The organism is Shigella dysenteriae (assembly GCF_022354085.1).
Taxonomy (GTDB): Bacteria; Pseudomonadota; Gammaproteobacteria; order Enterobacterales; family Enterobacteriaceae; genus Escherichia; species Escherichia coli.
In genome coordinates this window covers 4,372,977-4,391,738 of record NZ_CP055055.1, presented here as the reverse complement: position 1 = coordinate 4,391,738, position 18,762 = coordinate 4,372,977, and the positions used below count along the sequence as shown (strand labels likewise).

The window sequence follows — 18,762 nt, the reverse complement described above, 5'->3', positions numbered from 1 at the left end:
CATGAAAAAGATTGGCGTTGCAGGCTTACAGCGTGAGCAGATTAAAAAAACCATTGAAGCGACGGCTCCTGGCAGTTTTGAAGTTTTCATTCACAACGACATGGAAGCGGCAATGAAAGTGAAATCCGGGCAACTGGATTACTACATCGGTGCGTGTAATACCGGTGCGGGCGCGGCATTGTCGATTGCCATCGCGGTGATTGGCTATAACAAAAGTTGCACCATTGCCAAACCAGGCATTAAAGCGAAAGACGAGCATATCGCCAAAATGATCGCTGAAGGGAAAGTGGCGTTTGGCCTTTCCGTTGAGCACGTCGAACACGCGATTCCGATGCTGATTAACCATCTGAAATAAAAGGCACGACTATGGATCTGTATATTCAGATTATCGTGGTGGCGTGCCTGACGGGTATGACATCGCTTCTGGCGCATCGCTCGGCGGCTGTTTTTCATGACGGCATCCGCCCGATCCTGCCGCAACTGATTGAAGGCTATATGAATCGTCGCGAGGCGGGGAGTATCGCTTTTGGTCTGAGCATTGGTTTTGTGGCCTCGGTGGGGATCTCTTTTACCCTGAAAACCGGGCTGCTCAACGCATGGTTACTCTTTCTTCCTACCGATATCCTCGGCGTACTGGCGATAAACAGCCTGATGGCGTTTGGTCTTGGCGCTATCTGGGGCGTGTTGATCCTTACTTGCCTGTTGCCAGTAAACCAGCTGCTGACCGCGCTGCCGGTGGATGTATTAGGTAGCCTGGGGGAATTAAGCTCGCCGGTGGTTTCAGCTTTTGCACTGTTCCCGCTGGTGGCGATTTTCTACCAGTTTGGCTGGAAGCAAAGTCTGATCGCCGCCGTGGTGGTACTGATGACCCGTGTGGTAGTCGTGCGCTATTTCCCACATCTTAACCCTGAATCCATCGAAATCTTTATTGGCATGGTGATGCTGCTGGGGATCGCGATAACTCACGACCTGCGTCATCGTGATGAAAATGACATTGATGCCAGCGGGCTTTCGGTGTTTGAAGAACGCACGTCACGGATTATCAAAAACTTACCCTATATCGCCATCGTGGGAGCATTGATTGCCGCCGTTGCCAGCATGAAGATTTTTGCTGGCAGTGAAGTGTCGATCTTCACACTGGAGAAAGCATATTCCGCAGGCGTAACGCCGGAACAATCGCAAACGCTGATTAATCAGGCGGCTCTGGCAGAATTTATGCGCGGACTGGGGTTTGTGCCGTTGATTGCCACCACCGCGTTAGCAACGGGTGTGTATGCAGTTGCGGGCTTTACCTTTGTTTATGCGGTGGGCTATCTCTCGCCGAATCCGATGGTTGCAGCGGTATTAGGTGCAGTGGTTATTTCGGCAGAAGTTTTATTGCTTCGTTCGATCGGCAAATGGCTGGGGCGCTATCCGTCGGTGCGTAATGCGTCGGATAACATCCGTAACGCCATGAATATGCTGATGGAAGTGGCGCTGCTGGTCGGTTCGATTTTCGCAGCAATTAAGATGGCGGGTTATACCGGATTCTCTATCGCGGTTGCCATTTACTTCCTCAACGAATCCCTGGGCCGTCCGGTACAGAAAATGGCGGCACCGGTCGTGGCAGTAATGATCACCGGTATTCTGCTGAATGTTCTTTACTGGCTTGGCCTGTTCGTTCCGGCTTAAGGAAGGCACCTATGAAGACGTTTCCTCTGCAAAGCCTGACGATTATTGAGGCGCAGCAAAAGCAGTTTGCGCTGGTGGATAGCATTTGTCGCCATTTCCCCGGCAGCGAGTTTCTTACTGGCGGTGATTTAGGCTTAACGCCAGGACTGAATCAACCGCGCGTTACCCAGCGTGTGGAACAGGTGCTGGCTGATGCATTTCACGCACAGGCTGCGGCGCTGGTGCAGGGCGCGGGGACTGGCGCGATTCGCGCCGGGCTGGCGGCTTTGCTCAAACCGGGGCAGCGTCTTCTGGTGCATGACGCGCCTGTTTACCCGACGACACGGGTTATTATTGAGCAGATGGGGCTGACGCTTATTACTGTTGATTTCAATGACCTGTCGGCACTGAAGCAGGTCGTCGACGAGCAACAACCGGATGCGGCGCTGGTGCAGCATACGCGCCAGCAGCCGCAGGACAGCTACGTGCTGGCAGATGTGCTGGCAACGTTGCGCGCGGCAGGTGTTCCAGCGTTAACCGATGACAACTATGCGGTGATGAAGGTGGCGCGAATCGGCTGTGAATGCGGCGCGAATGTCTCGACATTTTCCTGCTTCAAGCTATTTGGGCCAGAGGGTGTTGGTGCAGTGGTCGGCGATGCTGATGTTATCAACCGTATTCGCGCCACGCTTTACTCCGGCGGTAGCCAGATCCAGGGCGCACAGGCGCTGGAAGTATTGCGTGGTCTGGTGTTTGCGCCAGTGATGCACGCGGTGCAGGCAGGGGTATCTGAACGGTTGCTGGCTTTGCTTAACGGTGGTGCGGTGCCGGAAGTGAAAAGCGCGGTGATTGCTAATGCGCAGTCGAAGGTGTTGATTGTCGAGTTTCATCAGCCGATTGCCGCCAGAGTGCTGGAAGAGGCGCAAAAGCGCGGTGCCTTGCCTTACCCGGTGGGTGCAGAGTCGAAATATGAAATCCCGCCGCTCTTTTATCGCCTTTCCGGAACGTTTCGCCAGGCGAATCCACAATCAGAACATTGTGCGATTCGCATTAACCCGAATCGCAGCGGTGAAGAGACGGTGCTGCGGATTTTGCGTGAGAGTATTGCCAGTATTTAATGCTGGATAGCACCGTCAAGCTAAATTCCGTACTGAACGGTCCCCTCGCCCCTTTGGGGAGAGGGTTAGGGTGAGGGGAACGTACGGGATGTAAAATTCAACGCGCCAGCATCGCCGGATGCGATGCTGGCGCATCTTATCCGGCCTACGGTTAATGTCTTTTATTATCAATCGTTAAGGTGATGCGATTGGCGCGGCAGAAGAGTTCGGAGACGTGCACCGGTTTGTCATTCTGATCAAAGGCGATTTTGCTGATGCGAAACAACGGTTCGCCCAGTTCGCATTTCAGCCATTTTGCCTGCGGGCGGGTGGCGGCAAAGATATCGATGGTCTTTTTGTCGCTGACCACTCGCGTGTCGAAACGCTCCTGAAATAACTGATAAGTGGAGCTTCCTTCAACGTAAATCTCATCAAAGTCAGGATAACGCGACAGTGGGATCCAGGAACTATCAATAAACAGCGGCTCTTTATCGAGATACATCACCCGGCAAAGATGGAACACTTCGCTGTTGCCAGGGATGTTCAGCTTTTCGCAAAACGGCGCGGCGCTGACTCGTTCCTGCTCGATCACTTTCTCTTTCGTCGCCTTGCCTTGTGAGACGCCAAAATCGGTAAAACCACTGACGGTCAGCAGGGCGTTTTCGACCTTCTGGCTTTGTACAAAGGTGCCTTTGCCCTGCCAGCGGATCAGTACGCCGTCTGCCACTAAGTCGCTGATAGCTTTGCGAATAGTAATGCGGCTGACGTTATATTGCGTACAAAGCTCGTTTTCGGTAGGGATCTGTTGCCCGGCCTGGTAAACCCCCTGCGCGATATCATCCAGCAGTCGCTGGCGGACGGTAGCGTAGAGGAGTTGATGAGAGTAGCGGTCCGTAGCTGACATAATCGACCCTGAAATAAAGAATGAATTACTCGGATTATAGGGTCGTTTTCCGGCAAGTAACAGCACGTTGGCGTGAAGATGCTCACGCCAACGTTATACCTACCAGGCACCGTGGTACTGAATGGTTTTCGCCGCGCACGCCGTTCCCTGCGCCATCGCCTGCGGTAATGTCATCCCCGCAGACCAGCCGCAAAGGAATCCGGCAATGAACGAATCTCCGGCACCCATGGTGTCGATAACCGTCACCGGTTCAGGAGCCTGACGCCAGAACTGCGCGCCATCCCAGGCAATGCTGCCGTTTTCACCCAGCGTGACAATCACCACGCCTGCGCCACGGGCAACAATCGCTTTCATCTTCAGACGCAGCGCTTCGTCTTCTTGCGGTGCGGAGGCAAAGGCAAAATCGAGATGCGGCACCAGTGTCTGCCAGAGCGAGCTGTCCCACTTGTCGGAGAAGTCGAAAGCGGTAAGTTTGCCCGCAGCGTGCAGCTGTGGGAATGCGTCTTCCGCATGTCCCCAGATTGCCGCGTGCACAATGTCATACTGCGCCAGCCAGGCGTAATCCTCTTCACTCAGGGCAAAGTCGGCCATCACGCCTTCGGTGTAGTCGCCAAAAACGCGATCATTGTCGTGCAGTTCCACCTGAGTTTGTGCGGTAACGCCGTGTTTCGTATGGACATGGCTGATATCGACGCCCATGCGGGCGAGATCCTGCTTCAGCTTTGTGCCGTAGTCATCGTCACCCACCCAGGTAATGCATCCCGGCTGTATGCCGTAGCGAGTGCAGTACACCGCCACATTGACCGCATTACCGCCAGAAAACGCTTTATTCAGTTGCGGGTAGATATCGACGCAGTTATCGCCGATTGTCGCCAGGGTTTTCATCTCTCATCCTCCGGCAGCAGCGCGCGAAAGCGTTCCAGCGCCTGGCGGGCATAGAGTCTGGGCTCGTTCATATACATCGTCACCAGCTCCACCGTACAGTAACCCTCATAGCCCCGGTCGATAATATCGCGCATCAGTTCCCTCAGCGGCATTTTGCCTTCTCCAGGAATGTAATGCGTGTCGCTGGCCCCGTCGCTGTCGACAATATGCAGATGACGTAATTTATCGCCCAGTTTGTCGAAATAACTCATCACCGGTTCCGCCTGGACATACGGCGCGCAAATGTCGACCATGCTGAACAGGCGCGGCGAAGGCACCAGCGCCAGCGCATGAAGCACATCATTAGCATTACACACGACGTTCGATTCATACGGCGTTAACGGTTCGAGGATTAGATCCATGCCGATGTTTTCCGCGTACTCACACAGTTCGCTTAGGTTCTCTGCCAGCCGTCCCCAGATAACATTAGGTGGCGTGAGATAGCCCGCGTGGGCCGCGGAAATCAGCGTATAACCCGCGTTCATCTCTTTTGCCATATCCATCGCCAGCTTGATCATGTCGAGGCTTTCGCGACGCATATGTTCATCGCCCAGCATCATGTTATACGGATAGCCGTTGGTTTCTGGCGTATAGCCGATAATCGGCATCTGATACGTCTGCGCCAGCGCCTTGATTTGTTTGATGCCGCCCGCTTTTAAGTCCGGCGCGAACGCGTGCGGGCGACCGCCCCAAATTTCGATGCCGTCGTAACCCAGCTCGCTTGCATCACGAAATGCGTGTTCAATAGGCAGCCGCTGGTGGCCGCAGGTAAACATACCTGTTTTCATCGGGTAACTCCTTGCGTAAATTCGGCCCGTTGCCGGGCCGGGAGAGGGATTAATATTCCACCAGACCACCGTAATAGCGGCGTTCATCCGGGTTGTGATCTTTGTAAATAGACAGGTAGTAGCAGAGCCACTCCATTGGCACGAACATCAGGAACGGTGCCAGCCACGGGTGCAGCCCTTGCGAAATTTCGGCGTAATCGATGACGATCACGTTGTCAGTACGCTGTTTAACAAAGTTAATGGCGCGTTCGGTGGTGTGGCGACTTTCATCATTGCCGAGCAGGAACAGGAACGGAACGCCCGGTTCGACAATCTCCAGCGGGCCATGGCGGAACTCTCCGCTCTCAATCACGCAGCCGTGCGTCCAGGTAAATTCCATCAGCGTTACAATGCCTTCTTTGTAACCCAGCGGACGCAGCGGACCCGCAGCAACGGTATAAATCATCGGCCACTGGCTGGCCAGTTCACCAAGCTGGCGGCCTTTTTCTTCCCAGGTGCGTACCAGATGACCGAGCGCATTCGGCAATTGCTTGAGATCGTTTTTGATCTTGCCGATTTCCGCGTTCGGCGCGAGGCGGGTGATCATCTCCAGCACCACGCTGTAGCAGAGCAGCAGGTGAATTTCCCAGATACAGTCGGCCTGATAATCAATGCTAAATTCCGCCGCCGAGGTAATCGGGCTGTCCGCGCGTTTGGTGAACGCCGCAGTGAGTGCGCCGCAGGCCCGGCCCAGCTCCAGCGCTTTGATTACCTCTTCCGTTTTACCGTAGTCAGAAACGCCAATCACCGCGCAACGATCGTCGAGGCGATACGGGGTGTTATCGCAGAACTCCCAGCCGGAAATGGCGTAGACCTGAAGATCGGAAAAGCGATCCGCCAGATGTTTCGCCGTTTGCGCCGCGTTGAGTGGCGATCCGCAGGCAACGAAATAAATACGATCAATGTCGCGCTTCACCATCTCTTCCACGATGGTGTGCACCAGCGGAACGTCATGGCTGAGAACTTTTTCCACTTCCTGAACCATATTTTCGGTGACCAGAAAGTCCACGGTGCTTTTATCAATATCCAACATTTTATTTTCTCCAGATAACATTACGACAAAGCGTTGAGCTGGCGGCTACGCTTCGCCCAGAAGGCGTAAGCAGGCAGACCAGTAGCAATAACGATGACGGCGCAGATAAGGCCGGGAATCGGTGCCCAGACAAAGGTTGAGGCGACCAGAATGAGGCTTGACGCAATGGCGAGGGTGGTCATCAGCCCGAAAGCCGGAGTACGCCACAGCGGTTTGTAATCGTCGCGTTTACGACACCAGATGATGGAGCCGAAGGTGAGGGTATTTTTGAAACACATCACCAGGGTGAAATAACCCAGCAGGCTGGTGAGATCGGAAACGAAGATGAAGAAGATCCCCAGCGCCCCTTGCAGGATGATGGAGACATCCGGCGTGTTGTATTTCGGATGCACATGGCCGAAGCATTTAAAGAACAGGTTGTCTTTCGCCATCGCGTATTCCAGCCGCGGCTGGTACATCACGCAGCTGGAAAGCGAACCAAGAATGACGATCATCGCCGTGATGGCAACAAAGATCCCAGCGGTGCTGCCGAGTGCGGGGATCCAGGTCAGGGCGTCGGAAATCGGCGTTTCAGAATTGGCGAGTTTGTCGAAGGGCATCAGGCCGGAAATCACCAGCGCCAGCAGGGTGTAGAGCACCAGAACCAGCAGACAGGAACCAATCAGCGCTCGTGGCATGGTTTTTCCGGGGTTTTTAATTTCGCCGGTCATATAACAGATAGAGGCCATGCCGGTATACGACCAACTGGTGGCAGAGATCCCCGCCAGCAGCGCCATAAAGCTGCCCGTTGCGCCAATCGCAGTGGTGGTAGGGGCGGCAAAATTCTCCGCTTTAAACCAGAAGATCCCAAGGCCAATGACGATAGTGAACGGGATAATTTTGGCGATGGTAATTAGCGTCTGAAACGCTGCGCCGCCTTCAACGGAGCGCAGGTGTAGCAACATAAAGGCGATAATTAATCCGGCGGCGATAAATTTACCGAGCAACGGATCGATAGGCGTTAAAAAGCCAAGATTGCTGACAATCGCCAGCGCCATAATCGACAATGACGGCGCATCGTTGGCCCAGAAGCTGGCCCAGCCGGAGAGGAAAGCCAGCGGTCGGCTTCCGGCATTTTTCAGATAAACATAATCTGCGCCATTTTCCGGATAAGCGGTGGATAGTTCCGCATAGACGCACATTTGCGGGATCACAATTAACCCGCCAATGACAAACGCGAGCACCGTAAGCCACGGCGTGCCCGCTGCTTTTGCCACTTCACCCACAGATACAAAAATACCGGAGCCGACGGTTGTCCCGACGGCGATTGCAAGAACGGCCCAAAATCCGAGCTTGCGTTGGAGTTCCTGGCTTCCCATAGCGATACCTTTTTCTTGTCCAATACGTTGTAGGGGAGAGTTTGCAGTCATTTAAAAGGTAACATGACAATGCATGATGAATATAACAACATATGATGTTATGTAATGTGGAGGAAGATCACAAAATTTCGCACAGGATCGCGCTGTGGCTAATGGATGTATTTATCAAATTGAATTTAAAGTGAAAATATTTTTACGGGCGGGGGCAAGAAGGACATAGAAACAAATACGCCCTCGGAAAATCCAGAGGGCGTCGGGCAATTAAACCGGTGTTAGCCGATTTCTGTCAGAGACTTACTGTGCAGTAGGACCGCAACCGCCAATGATTTTAGAAATAGAAATTGCCGGGTGCAGCAGGTAGTCGTAAGAGCAGTTCTTATCACGGTTTTCAATATGACCAGTACATGCAGTTAACGTAGCCAGTACCGCACCTACCAGTGCAACTTTAATAAATTTGTTCATTTACATTCCCTATGTATTATATATTGATTAATATTCATTGATTATATGAATATAAGTAGACTGCTCATTAAGAACGATACAGGAATATTTAATCGGCGTCAGTGAGTGAATGACTTAATTTTGTAAGTCGCTGTAACGGTGAATATAACGGGGCAAAAACAAATGATTTTTGTTAATGAGTTATATTTTTATCTGCTGAATATATAAAGAGAGTTGTAAACGAAAAAGGCCAGAATTCTCTGGCCCTGATTAAATTAATGGTTGGAGAACCAGTTCAGTTTATCGCGCAGGCCAACAACCCGACCAATAATAATTAGCGATGGACTGTTCATTTGCTGCGCCAGTTCGCCCAGTTGTGTGAGCGTACCGTCAATCACGCGCTGCGTGACTGCTGTTCCGTTTTCGACAATTGCTACCGGCATTTCGCCAGGCATACCGTGTTCAATCAGCTTTTGCTGAATAGTCGCAGCCTGATTCAGCCCCATATAGAACACCAGCGTCTGTTTTTCTGCCGCCAGGTTTTCCCAGTCCAGCTCGCCACCGGTTTTTAAGTGTCCGGTAATTAAGCGCACGCTCTGGGCATAATCGCGATGCGTGAGCGGAATACCCGAATAGGCAGAGCAACCAGAAGCTGCGGTAATACCCGGAACCACCGAGAACGGAATACCCGCGTTGCACAGTGTTTCCAGCTCTTCGCCACCACGGCCAAAAATAAACGGATCGCCACCTTTCAGCCGCACCACGCGTTTGCCTTTTTGCGCTTCCCGCAGCAGGATCTGGTTAATCTCTTCCTGCGGTACACAGTGGTATCCCGCGCGTTTGCCGACGAAAACGCGATCAGCATCGCGGCGTACCAGATTCATAATATCGTCAGAAACCAGACGGTCGTAGACCACCACATCTGCCTGCTGAATTTGTTGCAGTCCTTTCAGCGTCAGCAGCCCGGCATCGCCCGGACCTGCACCAACCAGCACCACTTCACCGCGATGGTCGAGCGGTTCGTTGATTAACTGTTCGGTGGTTTCAGTAATGGCTTTCTGATCGTTGTTCGCCAGCGACTGCGCCAGACGGTCGTTAACGAACAGTTTTTCCCAGAAGCGGCGGCGTTCACCCATCGTGGCGAACTGTTGTTTTACCCGACCGCGTAACTGCCCGGCGTATTTCGCTACCTGGCCCAGATGCAGCGGCAGCAGTGATTCGAGTTTTTCGCGCAACAGGCGCGCCAGAACCGGAGAAGTACCGCCAGAGGAAACCGCCACCATCAGCGGTGAGCGGTCAATAATCGACGGCATAATGAAGCTGGCAGCTTTCGGCGCATCGACCACGTTACAGAAGATGCGACGAGCTTCAGCGGCTTCGCTGACGCGCTGGTTAAGCGCGTCATCATCCGTCGCTGCAATCGCCAGCCAGCAGGTGTCGAGAAGGCTTTCATCAAATGGCCCTTCGACGAGGGTTAACATGCCTGCATCTGCCCATGCGGTGAACTGTGGAATAAACGCTAATGCATTCACCGTTAAGCGAGCGCCTGCGTCTAACAGCAACCTTGCTTTGCGTTCCGCGACATCACCACCGCCGACAATCAGACAGTCGCGATCGCGTAATTGGCAAAATATAGGCAAATGATCCACGTAAAAACCCCTTAGTAATTAACCGGCAGCCGTTTCAGTTTGATTAAATTTGTCCGCAACCGGACGATTCGCTTTCGGCGTAGCATACCAATAACCCAATCCCATGAATACGGCACCTGATAAAGTATTACCCAGCGTCACCCACAGCAGGTTATGACCAATACCCGCCAGCGTGTAGGCTTCGCTGTGGTTGCCGAACCAGGAGAGCGCGAACAGCGTCATGTTAGCGATGGAGTGCTCGTAGCCGGACGCGATAAATGCCAGCAGACACCACCAGATAGCGATAAATTTCGCCGCCCCTTCAGTGCGCAGCGCCATCCAGATAGCCAGGCAAACCAGCCAGTTACACAATGCACCTTTGAAGAACAGTACCATTGCCGGTGCAGTGGTTTTAGCCAGCGCGACGGAGTGAACGATGCTGGTATCTACCGGCAGCAGGCTACCGCCACCCCAGCTATAGAGCATGGCAACGAAGACGGAACCGACCAGGTTACCCAGCCAGGTTTGCGGCAGGATTGCCCACATTTGCCCGTGGCTGATGCTGCCCGCTTTTACCCCAAAGGTGAGGAACATGGTGTGTCCGGTGAACAGTTCAGAACCGGCGATAATCACCAGCGTTAAGGCGATACCAAAGGTCGCGCCCATCACCAGCGGACGTACGGACGGGTCGAGCAAATTACCGAGCGTGAAAATCAAGATGATCCCAAGACCCACATACGCGCCCGCCATGGCGGAGCTGACCCAAAAGCCGAGCGGGTTATTTGCCGACAGGCGTGCAATGCGCGCAGCGTTAGCCGCACACTTATTAATAGTGTCTGTAAACATTTGATTATCCTTTAAAAAATAAAAACAAAAAAATAAAACAAAAAGTTTAAAAAATGTCCTGCAATATACCGAAGGTCATTACAGGACCATGCAAAAAGGGGAGGCATTGCGCCTCCCGTTAAAACATTAACCGCGCAGCTGCACCACGCCGTCTTTCACTCGCGCTTCGTAATGTTTGACGGAAAACTGTTCGTCTTCCATGCACAAGCCATCACTTAAGCGAAAACGCTGTTTTTTCAGCGGGCTGGCGACCCACAGCTCGCCCTGGTGCTCCGCAATCAGCCCGCGTGACAGCACGCTGGACTCGAAGAACGGGTCGATGTTGCTGATCGCAAACACCTGATCGCTGTGATACGGGCGGAAAATCGCGACCTGCTCGTCACCTAACAGCGCGCAGACGCCGGTTTCAGGCAGGATGTCATCGATTTTGCAGATGTCTTTCCACTGGCTCATGCGTTGTCCTCCACCAGAGTTACTGGGATACGTTCATACGGCGTTGCCGGACGGTGCTGTTCGCGCTCTGGCACCATCTGCACGTTCGGGTCACGCTTGTCGCTGTTGATGAAGTGTTTGAAGCGAGTCTGCGCAGACGGCGTATTGACCGTTTCAGTCCACTCACACACTACCGCTTCACGCAGGCGCGCCATCTCTTCTTCCAGATGTGCGTTCAGCCCCAGTTTGTCGTCAATGATCACCGCTTTCAGGTAATCGATGCCGCCTTCGAGGTTTTCTAACCACGGCGCGGTACGAGTCAGTTTGTCGGCAGTACGGATGTAGAACATCATGAAGCGGTCGAGATATTTGATCAGCGTTTCGCGATCGATATCCGCCGCCAGCAGATCCGCATGACGCGGTTTCATGCCGCCGTTACCGCAAACATACAGGTTCCAGCCTTTTTCGGTGGCGATAATACCCACGTCTTTACCCTGAGCTTCTGAACATTCACGGGTACAGCCGGAGACACCGAACTTCATTTTGTGCGGCGTACGGATGCCTTTGTAGCGGTTTTCCAGTTCCACGCCGAGGCCGACGCTGTCGCCAACGCCGTAGCGGCACCAGGTGCTACCCACGCAGGTTTTCGCCATACGCAGTGCTTTCGCATATGCATGACCGGTTTCGAAACCGGCTTCAATCAGCTGACGCCAGATTTCCGGCAGATCGTCTTTCTGTGCGCCAAACATCGCCAGGCGCTGGGAGCCGGTGATTTTGGTGTAGAGATTAAATTCACGCGCGATACGACCCACTGCCATCAGCCCTTCCGGGGTGATTTCACCGCCCGGAGAGCGCGGGATCACCGAGTAGGTGCCGTCTTTCTGGATGTTAGCGAGGAAGTTATCGTTAGAATCCTGCAGCGGAGTATGTTCCGGCTTCAGAATGTATTCGTTCCAGCAGGAGGCCAGCAGCGAACCGACGGTCGGTTTACAAACTTCACAACCGTAGCCTTTGCCGTGTTTCGCCAGCAGTTCTTCGAAGGTTTTAATGCCTTCAACGCGGATCAAATGGAACAGTTCCTGACGCGAATAAGCAAAGTGTTCGCACAGGTTGTTGTTAACTTCGATGCCCTGTTTCGCCAGTTCCGCGTTCAGTACCTGAGTAACCAGCGGGATACAGCCACCGCAGCCAGTACCCGCTTTGGTTTCAGCTTTCAGCGCCGCAACGGTGTGGCAGCCTTTGTTGATGGCAGCAATCAGATCACCTTTGGTGACGTCGAAGCAGGAGCAGATTTGCGCGCTGTCCGGCAGTTTATCAACACCGATAGACGGCTTACCGCTACCCGAGTGCGCCGGCAGAATCAGAGAATCCGGGTTTTCCGGCAGCTCGATAGCATTCAGCACCAGTTGCAGCAGGTTGCCGTAGTCGCTGGTATCGCCCACCAGTACCGCACCGAGCAGGGTTTTGTTGTCTTCGCTGACAATAAGGCGTTTGTAGATCTCTTTGCTTTCGTCGAGGTAAACGTAGCTACGTGCGCCTGGTGTGCGACCGTGCGCATCACCAATACCGCCTACGTCTACGCCCAGCAGTTTCAGCTTGGCGCTAAGGTCAGCACCTTCAAAGGCGTTTTCGCTACCGAGAATATGGTCAACGGCGACCTGCGCCATTTTGTAGCCTGGTGCTACCAGACCAAATACACGGTTGTTCCAGCTTGCACATTCACCGATGGCGTAGATATCCGGATCGGAAGTCTGGCAGGAATCATTAATGACAATACCCCCACGCGGAGCAACGTCCAGACCACACTGGGTTGCCAGCTTATCGCGCGGACGGATACCGGTAGAGAAGACGATAAAGTCGACTTCCAGTTCGCTGCCGTCGGCAAAACGCATGGTTTTACGCGCTTCGACACCTTCCTGCACAATCTCAAGGGTGTTTTTGCTGGTGTGAACGCGCACGCCCATACTTTCGATTTTGCGACGCAGCTGCTCGCCACCCATCTGATCAAGCTGTTCCGCCATCAGCATAGGGGCAAATTCGATAACGTGGGTTTCAATACCTAAGTTTTTCAGCGCGCCAGCGGCTTCCAGACCTAACAGGCCGCCACCAACAACGGCACCGCGTTTGCTGCGACGGGCGCAGGATTCAATGGCGTTGAGGTCTTCAATAGTGCGATAGACAAAGCAGTCCTGAGTATCAGAACCTTTGATTGGCGGGATCCACGGGTAGGAACCGGTCGCCATGATCAGCTTGTCATAAAAAACGGTGCGCCCGGCGCTGGAGTGAATCACCTTCTCCTGACGGTTGATGGTGATAGCGCGTTCGCCGACCAGAACTTTGATGCCGTGTTTCTCGTAGAAGCCTTCGCGCACCAGCGACAGCTCTTCGGCGGTGTGGTGAGAGAAGTAAGACGAGAGGTGTACGCGGTCATAAGCGATGCGCGGTTCTTCACAGAAAACGGTAATATCAAAGTTGGCCGCATCAGATTTATCAAGAAGATCTTCGATAAAGCGATGGCCGACCATACCGTTACCGATAATTGCGAGTCTGACTTTGCTCATTTTTGCCTCGATTTCTTTTCTATTACCGCCTACCTTAACGATTCAGCAACCCCGCTTATTGATGTAAATCAAATTCACCTTTATATACTCCTTAAGGGGTATATTGCTGATTTGTATAAATTTTCTTAAGTCACGGAATTGTCTGACATTTCATGTTTGTGCAAAAAATAGACAAAATGAACGGGTTTATAGAAATAGATGCACGTAGCGGGGGTAAGAGAGGAAAAGGCAGGACGACGATAGTGCCGTCCGGCATGAGCAATTAATGAGAGGTCAGGGTGTTATGCTGACGGTGACGGCTGACGAAACCTAACAGGAAGCACATCACAAAGACGACAGCGTACAGACCGTTTGCTGTAAGCAGTGCCGCCTGCGGACCGCTATGTTCAACAATCGGGCCGGTAACTACGAAGGTCAACATAGTACCGATGGTCCCGCAGGTCAGGACAAAGTTAACCAGTTTTGGCGACGGTACTTTGGTCTGCTGTGAACCCAGGGTGATGATGGTGGTATAGATCGCGCTGGAGAAGAAGCCCAGGGCGAGAATTGACCACGCCATATGTGCCGGTGTTCCGGTGTTAAAGACGTACATCAGAATCGCAGCCAGACCAGCCAGTACGGTCAGGATACGTTGCAAATCAAAGAAGCGAAGAATAAAGCTGAACGCCCACATGCCGACCATGTATGACATCCAGAAGTTACTCACCAGTGTGCCCGCGTCGTTCAGGCTCATGCCCAGGCCTTTGGCATACTCAGGCACCCAGGAGATAAAACCTAACTGACCGAGGATGTAGCACAGCGCCGCAACAGAGAGAAACAGTACGCCGATCCCCCACTTTTCTTTCGCTACCGGAGCATCCGTTTTTGGCGCATGTTTGCCCAGCGCCGGGAACTCACAGCCGAAAGTCAGAATAAAAATAGCGACATACACCAGCCCGATGCAGGCATAAACCCAGTACCACTCAATGCTGCGCGCCAGTAGAAACGCGGCGATCATTGGGAAAATCATCCCAGCCATACTGAAGAAGGAGTCGGTAAATAACAGGCGGGAACCGCGCTGACGCCCTTCATACATTTGTGTTACCAGGAATGTACCAATCGACATGGTGATGCCGCTGACCACCCCGAGAATGAACATCGCCGCCGAGAACAGCGCCAGGCTGTGGCTGAACATCAAACCGGCAACCGCCAGCACCATCAGGAGAAAGCCAAAACGTAACTGCGTTTTCAACGGGACGATTTCCATCAGCCAGGCATTGAGGAAGATAGAGATTAAAATGCCGGCGTTGAGGAAGGTGAAGGTGTTACTCATACTGGAAACAGGCAGATTGAAATAATCGGCGATATTTCCCATCACCATCCCGGTGACAATAACCAACGCACCAGTCAGTGCGTAGGAGAGAAAGCTAATCCATGTGAGCTTGATGCGATTGCTGTTAGTCATGATTGGCCTGCGTTCAAAAATAAAATGGCATAGCGGGATATGCCGCGAGCGGGCGATTTTAGGTGATTTTGTGATCTGTTTAAATGTTTTATTGCAATCGGTTGCTAAATTGCATTTTAAGAGGTGATTTTTATCACGGAATAAAAAGTGATCGTCAGGTTACATATATTTCAGATACGTAAAATTAGGTAAAGGGATGGCCTTGTTCTTGAAGGCTATTTAGAATCTCTTCACTTGCTTTTTTTCTGCTCTGTTTGTTAAGGAAATCTCATGTTCAAATCGACCCTGGCGGCGATGGCTGCTGTTTTCGCTCTTTCTGCTCTTTCTCCCGCAGCAATGGCAGCGAAAGGGGACCCGCACGTATTGTTGACAACCTCAGCTGGTAACATCGAACTGGAGCTGGATAAACAAAAAGCGCCAGTGTCTGTGCAGAACTTTGTCGATTATGTGAACAGCGGTTTTTATAACAACACTACCTTTCACCGCGTCATTCCTGGCTTTATGATTCAGGGCGGTGGTTTCACCGAGCAGATGCAGCAGAAAAAACCAAACCCGCCAATCAAAAATGAAGCCGATAACGGCCTACGCAACACGCGTGGCACCATCGCGATGGCGCGTACCGCTGACAAAGACAGCGCCACCAGCCAGTTCTTTATCAACGTTGCCGATAACGCCTTCCTTGACCATGGTCAGCGTGATTTCGGTTACGCGGTATTTGGTAAAGTGGTGAAAGGCATGGACGTTGCCGATAAGATTTCCCAGGTGCCGACTCATGACGTTGGTCCGTACCAGAATGTGCCGTCAAAACCGGTAGTTATCCTTTCCGCTAAAGTCCTGCCGTAATGATTTCTCGCGCGGGCAATCTTGCCCGCGCTTCTGCTCTCCCGGCGTAACCCGGATTTGCCGCTTATACTTGTGGCAAATGGACACGTTCAGGGAGGCATCAAGTGAAGAAACTCACCGATAAGCAAAAGTCCCGTCTCTGGGAGCTTCAGCGTAATCGTAATTTTCAGGCCAGTCGCCGTCTTGAAGGCGTCGAGATGCCTTTAGTCACTCTTACTGCCGCAGAGGCTTTAGCGCGCCTTGAAGAGCTGAGGAGGCACTATGAGCGATAAATTCGGCGAAGGGCGCGATCCGTATCTTTATCCAGGCCTTGATATCATGCGTAACCGGCTGAACATCCGCCAGCAGCAGCGGCTGGAACAGGCCGCTTACGAAATGACGGCGCTGCGTGCTGCGACCATTGAGCTTGGTCCGCTGGTGCGCGGTTTACCGCATTTGCGCACTATCCATCGCCAGCTGTATCAGGATATTTTCGACTGGGCAGGGCAACTGCGTGAAGTTGATATTTATCAGGGCGATACGCCGTTCTGCCACTTTGCTTATATCGAAAAAGAGGGCAATGCCCTGATGCAGGATCTGGAGGAAGAAGGTTATCTGGTTGGCCTGGAGAAAGCGAAGTTCGTCGAGCGGCTGGCGCATTACTATTGTGAAATCAACGTGCTGCATCCCTTCCGGGTGGGAAGTGGTCTGGCACAGCGGATCTTCTTCGAGCAACTGGCGATTCATGCCGGATATCAACTGAGCTGGCAGGGTATCGAAAAAGAGGCCTGGAATCAGGCAAATCAGAGTGGGGCAATGGGGGATCTCACCGCACTGCAGATGATATTTAGCAAAGTGGTAAGCGAAGCCGGGGAATCTGAGTAAAATAGCGCGGTTCTTTCGTACCGGAGCCGCCATGATCCTGCTTGTTGATAACTACGATTCTTTTACCTGGAACCTCTACCAGTACTTTTGTGAACTGGGGGCGGATGTGCTGGTTAAGCGCAACGATGCGTTGACGCTGGCGGATATCGACGCCCTGAAACCGCAAAAAATTGTCATCTCACCCGGCCCCTGTACGCCAGATGAAGCCGGGATCTCCCTTGACGTTATTCGTCACTATGCCGGGCGCTTGCCGATTCTTGGCGTCTGCCTCGGTCATCAGGCAATGGCGCAGGCATTTGGCGGCAAAGTTGTGCGCGCCGCAAAGGTCATGCACGGCAAAACCTCGCCGATTACACATAACGGTGAGGGCGTATTTCGGGGGCTGGCAAATCCACTTACCGTGACACGCTATCATTCGCTGGTGGTGGAACCTGGCTCATTACCAGCATGCTTTGACGTGACGGCCTGGAGCGAAACCCGCGAGATTATGGGGATTCGCCATCGCCAGTGGGATCTGGAAGGTGTGCAGTTCCATCCAGAAAGTATTCTTAGCGAACAAGGACATCAACTGCTGGCTAATTTCCTGCATCGCTGATTTCTGATTGCCATTCAATGATTTTTTATGCATATTTTGTGATTATAATTTCACATTTATTTATGCGTAACAGGGTGATCATGAGATGGCAATTGAACAAACAGCAATTACACGCGCGACTTTCGATGAAGTGATCCTGCCGATTTATGCTCCGGCAGAGTTCATTCCGGTAAAAGGTCAGGGCAGCCGAATCTGGGATCAGCAAGGCAAGGAGTATGTCGATTTCGCGGGTGGCATTGCAGTTACGGCGTTGGGCCATTGCCATCCTGCGCTGGTGAACGCGTTAAAAACCCAGGGCGAAACTCTGTGGCATATCAGTAACGTTTTCACCAATGAACCGGCGCTGCGTCTTGGGCGCAAACTGATTGAGGCGACGTTTGCCGAACGCGTGGTGTTTATGAACTCCGGCACGGAAGCTAACGAAACCGCCTTTAAACTGGCACGCCATTACGCCTGTGTGCGTCATAGTCCGTTCAAAACCAAAATTATTGCCTTCCATAACGCTTTTCATGGTCGCTCGCTGTTTACCGTCTCGGTGGGCGGGCAGCCAAAATATTCCGACGGCTTTGGGCCAAAACCGGCAGACATCATCCACGTTCCTTTTAACGATCTCCACGCAGTGAAAGCGGTGATGGATGATCACACCTGTGCGGTGGTGGTTGAGCCGATCCAGGGCGAGGGCGGTGTGACGGCAGCGACGCCAGAGTTTTTGCAGGGCTTGCGCGAGCTGTGCGATCAACATCAGGCATTATTGGTGTTTGATGAAGTACAGTGCGGGATGGGGCGGACCGGCGATTTGTTTGCTTACATGCACTACGGCGTGACGCCGGATATTCTGACCTCTGCGAAAGCGTTAGGCGGCGGCTTCCCGATTAGCGCCATGCTGACCACGGCAGAAATTGCTTCTGCATTTCATCCTGGTTCTCACGGTTCCACCTACGGCGGTAATCCTCTGTCCTGTGCAGTAGCGGGCGCGGCGTTTGATATCATCAATACCCCTGAAGTGCTGGAAGGCATTCAGGCGAAACGCCAGCGTTTTGTTGACCATCTGCAGAAGATCGATCAGCAGTACGATGTGTTTAGCGATATTCGCGGTATGGGGCTGTTGATTGGCGCGGAGCTTAAGCCACAGTTCAAAGGTCGGGCGCGTGATTTCCTGTATGCGGGCGCAGGGGCTGGCGTAATGGTGCTGAATGCCGGACCGGATGTGATGCGTTTTGCACCGTCGCTGGTGGTGGAAGATGCGGATATCGATGAAGGGATGCAACGTTTCGCCCACGCGGTGGCGAAGGTGGTTGGGGCGTAAATACGAAGC

At 52.8% G+C, this 18,762-nt stretch carries 19 protein-coding genes; 8 read left to right on the top strand and 11 right to left on the bottom strand.

Going from position 1 to position 18,762, the window contains the following annotated elements:
- The first annotated feature begins 1 nt into the window (after position 1).
- From HUZ68_RS21075 to HUZ68_RS21065, 3 genes are read left to right on the top strand one after another with little or no spacing between them, the layout of a single operon-like run.
- Positions 2-355, top strand: a complete 354-nt coding sequence (locus HUZ68_RS21075) for a DUF2620 domain-containing protein (protein WP_001297518.1) — start codon at positions 2-4, stop codon at positions 353-355.
- 11 nt (positions 356-366) lie between these two features.
- Positions 367-1,671, top strand: coding sequence for a YhfT family protein (locus HUZ68_RS21070; RefSeq protein ID WP_000366862.1), 1,305 nt, complete (start codon positions 367-369; stop codon positions 1,669-1,671).
- Positions 1,672-1,682: 11 nt separating this feature from the next.
- Positions 1,683-2,768 carry an aminotransferase class I/II-fold pyridoxal phosphate-dependent enzyme gene (locus tag HUZ68_RS21065; RefSeq protein WP_000847144.1) on the top strand — a complete coding sequence of 362 codons (1,086 nt, stop codon included), beginning with the start codon at positions 1,683-1,685 and terminating at the stop codon, positions 2,766-2,768.
- A gap of 151 nt (positions 2,769-2,919) precedes the next feature.
- Here HUZ68_RS21065 and frlR read toward each other — a convergent pair whose 3' ends face one another.
- The 11 genes from frlR to tsgA form a co-directional block, all read right to left on the bottom strand.
- Positions 2,920-3,651: a DNA-binding transcriptional regulator FrlR gene (gene frlR / locus HUZ68_RS21060; protein ID WP_001276847.1), complete on the bottom strand. Its 732-nt coding sequence runs from the start codon at positions 3,649-3,651 to the stop codon at positions 2,920-2,922.
- Between the two features lie 99 nt (positions 3,652-3,750).
- Positions 3,751-4,536 carry a fructoselysine 6-kinase gene (gene frlD, locus HUZ68_RS21055; RefSeq protein WP_000853361.1) on the bottom strand — a complete coding sequence of 262 codons (786 nt, stop codon included), beginning with the start codon at positions 4,534-4,536 and terminating at the stop codon, positions 3,751-3,753.
- Entirely contained in the window at positions 4,533-5,363 is an 831-nt protein-coding gene (gene frlC, locus HUZ68_RS21050) for a fructoselysine 3-epimerase (protein WP_000847834.1), read from the bottom strand. Before frlC ends, frlD begins: the two co-directional genes overlap by 4 nt.
- Positions 5,364-5,412: 49 nt before the next feature.
- The gene (gene frlB, locus HUZ68_RS21045; protein WP_001315879.1) at positions 5,413-6,435 is read right to left on the bottom strand and encodes a fructoselysine 6-phosphate deglycase; all 1,023 of its coding nucleotides are present in this window, start codon (positions 6,433-6,435) and stop codon (positions 5,413-5,415) included.
- 20 nt (positions 6,436-6,455) lie between these two features.
- On the bottom strand, positions 6,456-7,793 hold the full coding sequence (gene frlA / locus HUZ68_RS21040) for a fructoselysine/psicoselysine transporter (protein WP_000535505.1): 1,338 nt from the start codon (positions 7,791-7,793) through the stop codon (positions 6,456-6,458).
- 294 nt (positions 7,794-8,087) lie between these two features.
- Entirely contained in the window at positions 8,088-8,255 is a 168-nt protein-coding gene (locus HUZ68_RS21035) for a YhfL family protein (RefSeq protein ID WP_001031834.1), read from the bottom strand.
- A gap of 254 nt (positions 8,256-8,509) precedes the next feature.
- Positions 8,510-9,883, bottom strand: a complete 1,374-nt coding sequence (gene cysG, locus HUZ68_RS21030) for a siroheme synthase CysG (protein WP_000349855.1) — start codon at positions 9,881-9,883, stop codon at positions 8,510-8,512.
- 18 nt (positions 9,884-9,901) lie between these two features.
- Positions 9,902-10,708: a nitrite transporter NirC gene (gene nirC / locus HUZ68_RS21025; protein ID WP_000493556.1), complete on the bottom strand. Its 807-nt coding sequence runs from the start codon at positions 10,706-10,708 to the stop codon at positions 9,902-9,904.
- 126 nt (positions 10,709-10,834) lie between these two features.
- Complete coding sequence (gene nirD, locus HUZ68_RS21020) at positions 10,835-11,161, bottom strand: nitrite reductase small subunit NirD (protein ID WP_000084764.1); 327 nt, start codon at positions 11,159-11,161, stop codon at positions 10,835-10,837.
- On the bottom strand, positions 11,158-13,701 hold the full coding sequence (gene nirB, locus HUZ68_RS21015; RefSeq protein ID WP_000049213.1) for an NADPH-nitrite reductase large subunit: 2,544 nt from the start codon (positions 13,699-13,701) through the stop codon (positions 11,158-11,160). Before nirB ends, nirD begins: the two co-directional genes overlap by 4 nt.
- 262 nt (positions 13,702-13,963) lie before the next feature.
- On the bottom strand, positions 13,964-15,145 hold the full coding sequence (gene tsgA / locus HUZ68_RS21010) for an MFS transporter TsgA (RefSeq protein ID WP_000185243.1): 1,182 nt from the start codon (positions 15,143-15,145) through the stop codon (positions 13,964-13,966).
- Between the two features lie 270 nt (positions 15,146-15,415).
- On the opposite strand from tsgA, the gene ppiA reads away from it, so the two are divergent.
- The 5 genes from ppiA (at position 15,416) to argD (ending at position 18,753) form a co-directional block, all read left to right on the top strand.
- Complete coding sequence (gene ppiA, locus HUZ68_RS21005) at positions 15,416-15,988, top strand: peptidylprolyl isomerase A (protein WP_000477225.1); 573 nt, start codon at positions 15,416-15,418, stop codon at positions 15,986-15,988.
- 104 nt (positions 15,989-16,092) lie between these two features.
- The gene (locus tag HUZ68_RS21000; RefSeq protein WP_000736860.1) at positions 16,093-16,260 is read left to right on the top strand and encodes a YhfG family protein; all 168 of its coding nucleotides are present in this window, start codon (positions 16,093-16,095) and stop codon (positions 16,258-16,260) included.
- Positions 16,250-16,852, top strand: coding sequence for a putative adenosine monophosphate-protein transferase Fic (locus HUZ68_RS20995; protein ID WP_001280641.1), 603 nt, complete (start codon positions 16,250-16,252; stop codon positions 16,850-16,852). Before HUZ68_RS21000 ends, HUZ68_RS20995 begins: the two co-directional genes overlap by 11 nt.
- Positions 16,853-16,883: 31 nt before the next feature.
- The gene (gene pabA, locus HUZ68_RS20990; RefSeq protein ID WP_112925129.1) at positions 16,884-17,447 is read left to right on the top strand and encodes an aminodeoxychorismate synthase component 2; all 564 of its coding nucleotides are present in this window, start codon (positions 16,884-16,886) and stop codon (positions 17,445-17,447) included.
- 85 nt (positions 17,448-17,532) lie between these two features.
- Positions 17,533-18,753 (top strand): bifunctional acetylornithine/succinyldiaminopimelate transaminase, encoded by a 1,221-nt coding sequence (gene argD / locus HUZ68_RS20985; protein WP_000963797.1) that lies wholly within the window; start codon positions 17,533-17,535, stop codon positions 18,751-18,753.
- The last annotated feature ends 9 nt before the right edge of the window (positions 18,754-18,762 follow it).

Coding starts and splice junctions, on each gene's coding strand:
- HUZ68_RS21065 (WP_000847144.1), top strand. CDS start 1,683: ATGAAGACGTTTCCTCTGCAAAGCCTGACGATTATTGAGGCGCAGCAA.
- nirB (WP_000049213.1), bottom strand. CDS start 13,701: ATGAGCAAAGTCAGACTCGCAATTATCGGTAACGGTATGGTCGGCCAT.
- ppiA (WP_000477225.1), top strand. CDS start 15,416: ATGTTCAAATCGACCCTGGCGGCGATGGCTGCTGTTTTCGCTCTTTCT.
- HUZ68_RS21075 (WP_001297518.1), top strand. CDS start 2: ATGAAAAAGATTGGCGTTGCAGGCTTACAGCGTGAGCAGATTAAAAAA.
- HUZ68_RS21035 (WP_001031834.1), bottom strand. CDS start 8,255: ATGAACAAATTTATTAAAGTTGCACTGGTAGGTGCGGTACTGGCTACG.
- nirD (WP_000084764.1), bottom strand. CDS start 11,161: ATGAGCCAGTGGAAAGACATCTGCAAAATCGATGACATCCTGCCTGAA.
- pabA (WP_112925129.1), top strand. CDS start 16,884: ATGATCCTGCTTGTTGATAACTACGATTCTTTTACCTGGAACCTCTAC.
- frlD (WP_000853361.1), bottom strand. CDS start 4,536: ATGAAAACCCTGGCGACAATCGGCGATAACTGCGTCGATATCTACCCG.
- nirC (WP_000493556.1), bottom strand. CDS start 10,708: ATGTTTACAGACACTATTAATAAGTGTGCGGCTAACGCTGCGCGCATT.
- frlA (WP_000535505.1), bottom strand. CDS start 7,793: ATGGGAAGCCAGGAACTCCAACGCAAGCTCGGATTTTGGGCCGTTCTT.
- frlR (WP_001276847.1), bottom strand. CDS start 3,651: ATGTCAGCTACGGACCGCTACTCTCATCAACTCCTCTACGCTACCGTC.
- frlB (WP_001315879.1), bottom strand. CDS start 6,435: ATGTTGGATATTGATAAAAGCACCGTGGACTTTCTGGTCACCGAAAAT.
- argD (WP_000963797.1), top strand. CDS start 17,533: ATGGCAATTGAACAAACAGCAATTACACGCGCGACTTTCGATGAAGTG.
- HUZ68_RS20995 (WP_001280641.1), top strand. CDS start 16,250: ATGAGCGATAAATTCGGCGAAGGGCGCGATCCGTATCTTTATCCAGGC.
- frlC (WP_000847834.1), bottom strand. CDS start 5,363: ATGAAAACAGGTATGTTTACCTGCGGCCACCAGCGGCTGCCTATTGAA.
- tsgA (WP_000185243.1), bottom strand. CDS start 15,145: ATGACTAACAGCAATCGCATCAAGCTCACATGGATTAGCTTTCTCTCC.
- HUZ68_RS21070 (WP_000366862.1), top strand. CDS start 367: ATGGATCTGTATATTCAGATTATCGTGGTGGCGTGCCTGACGGGTATG.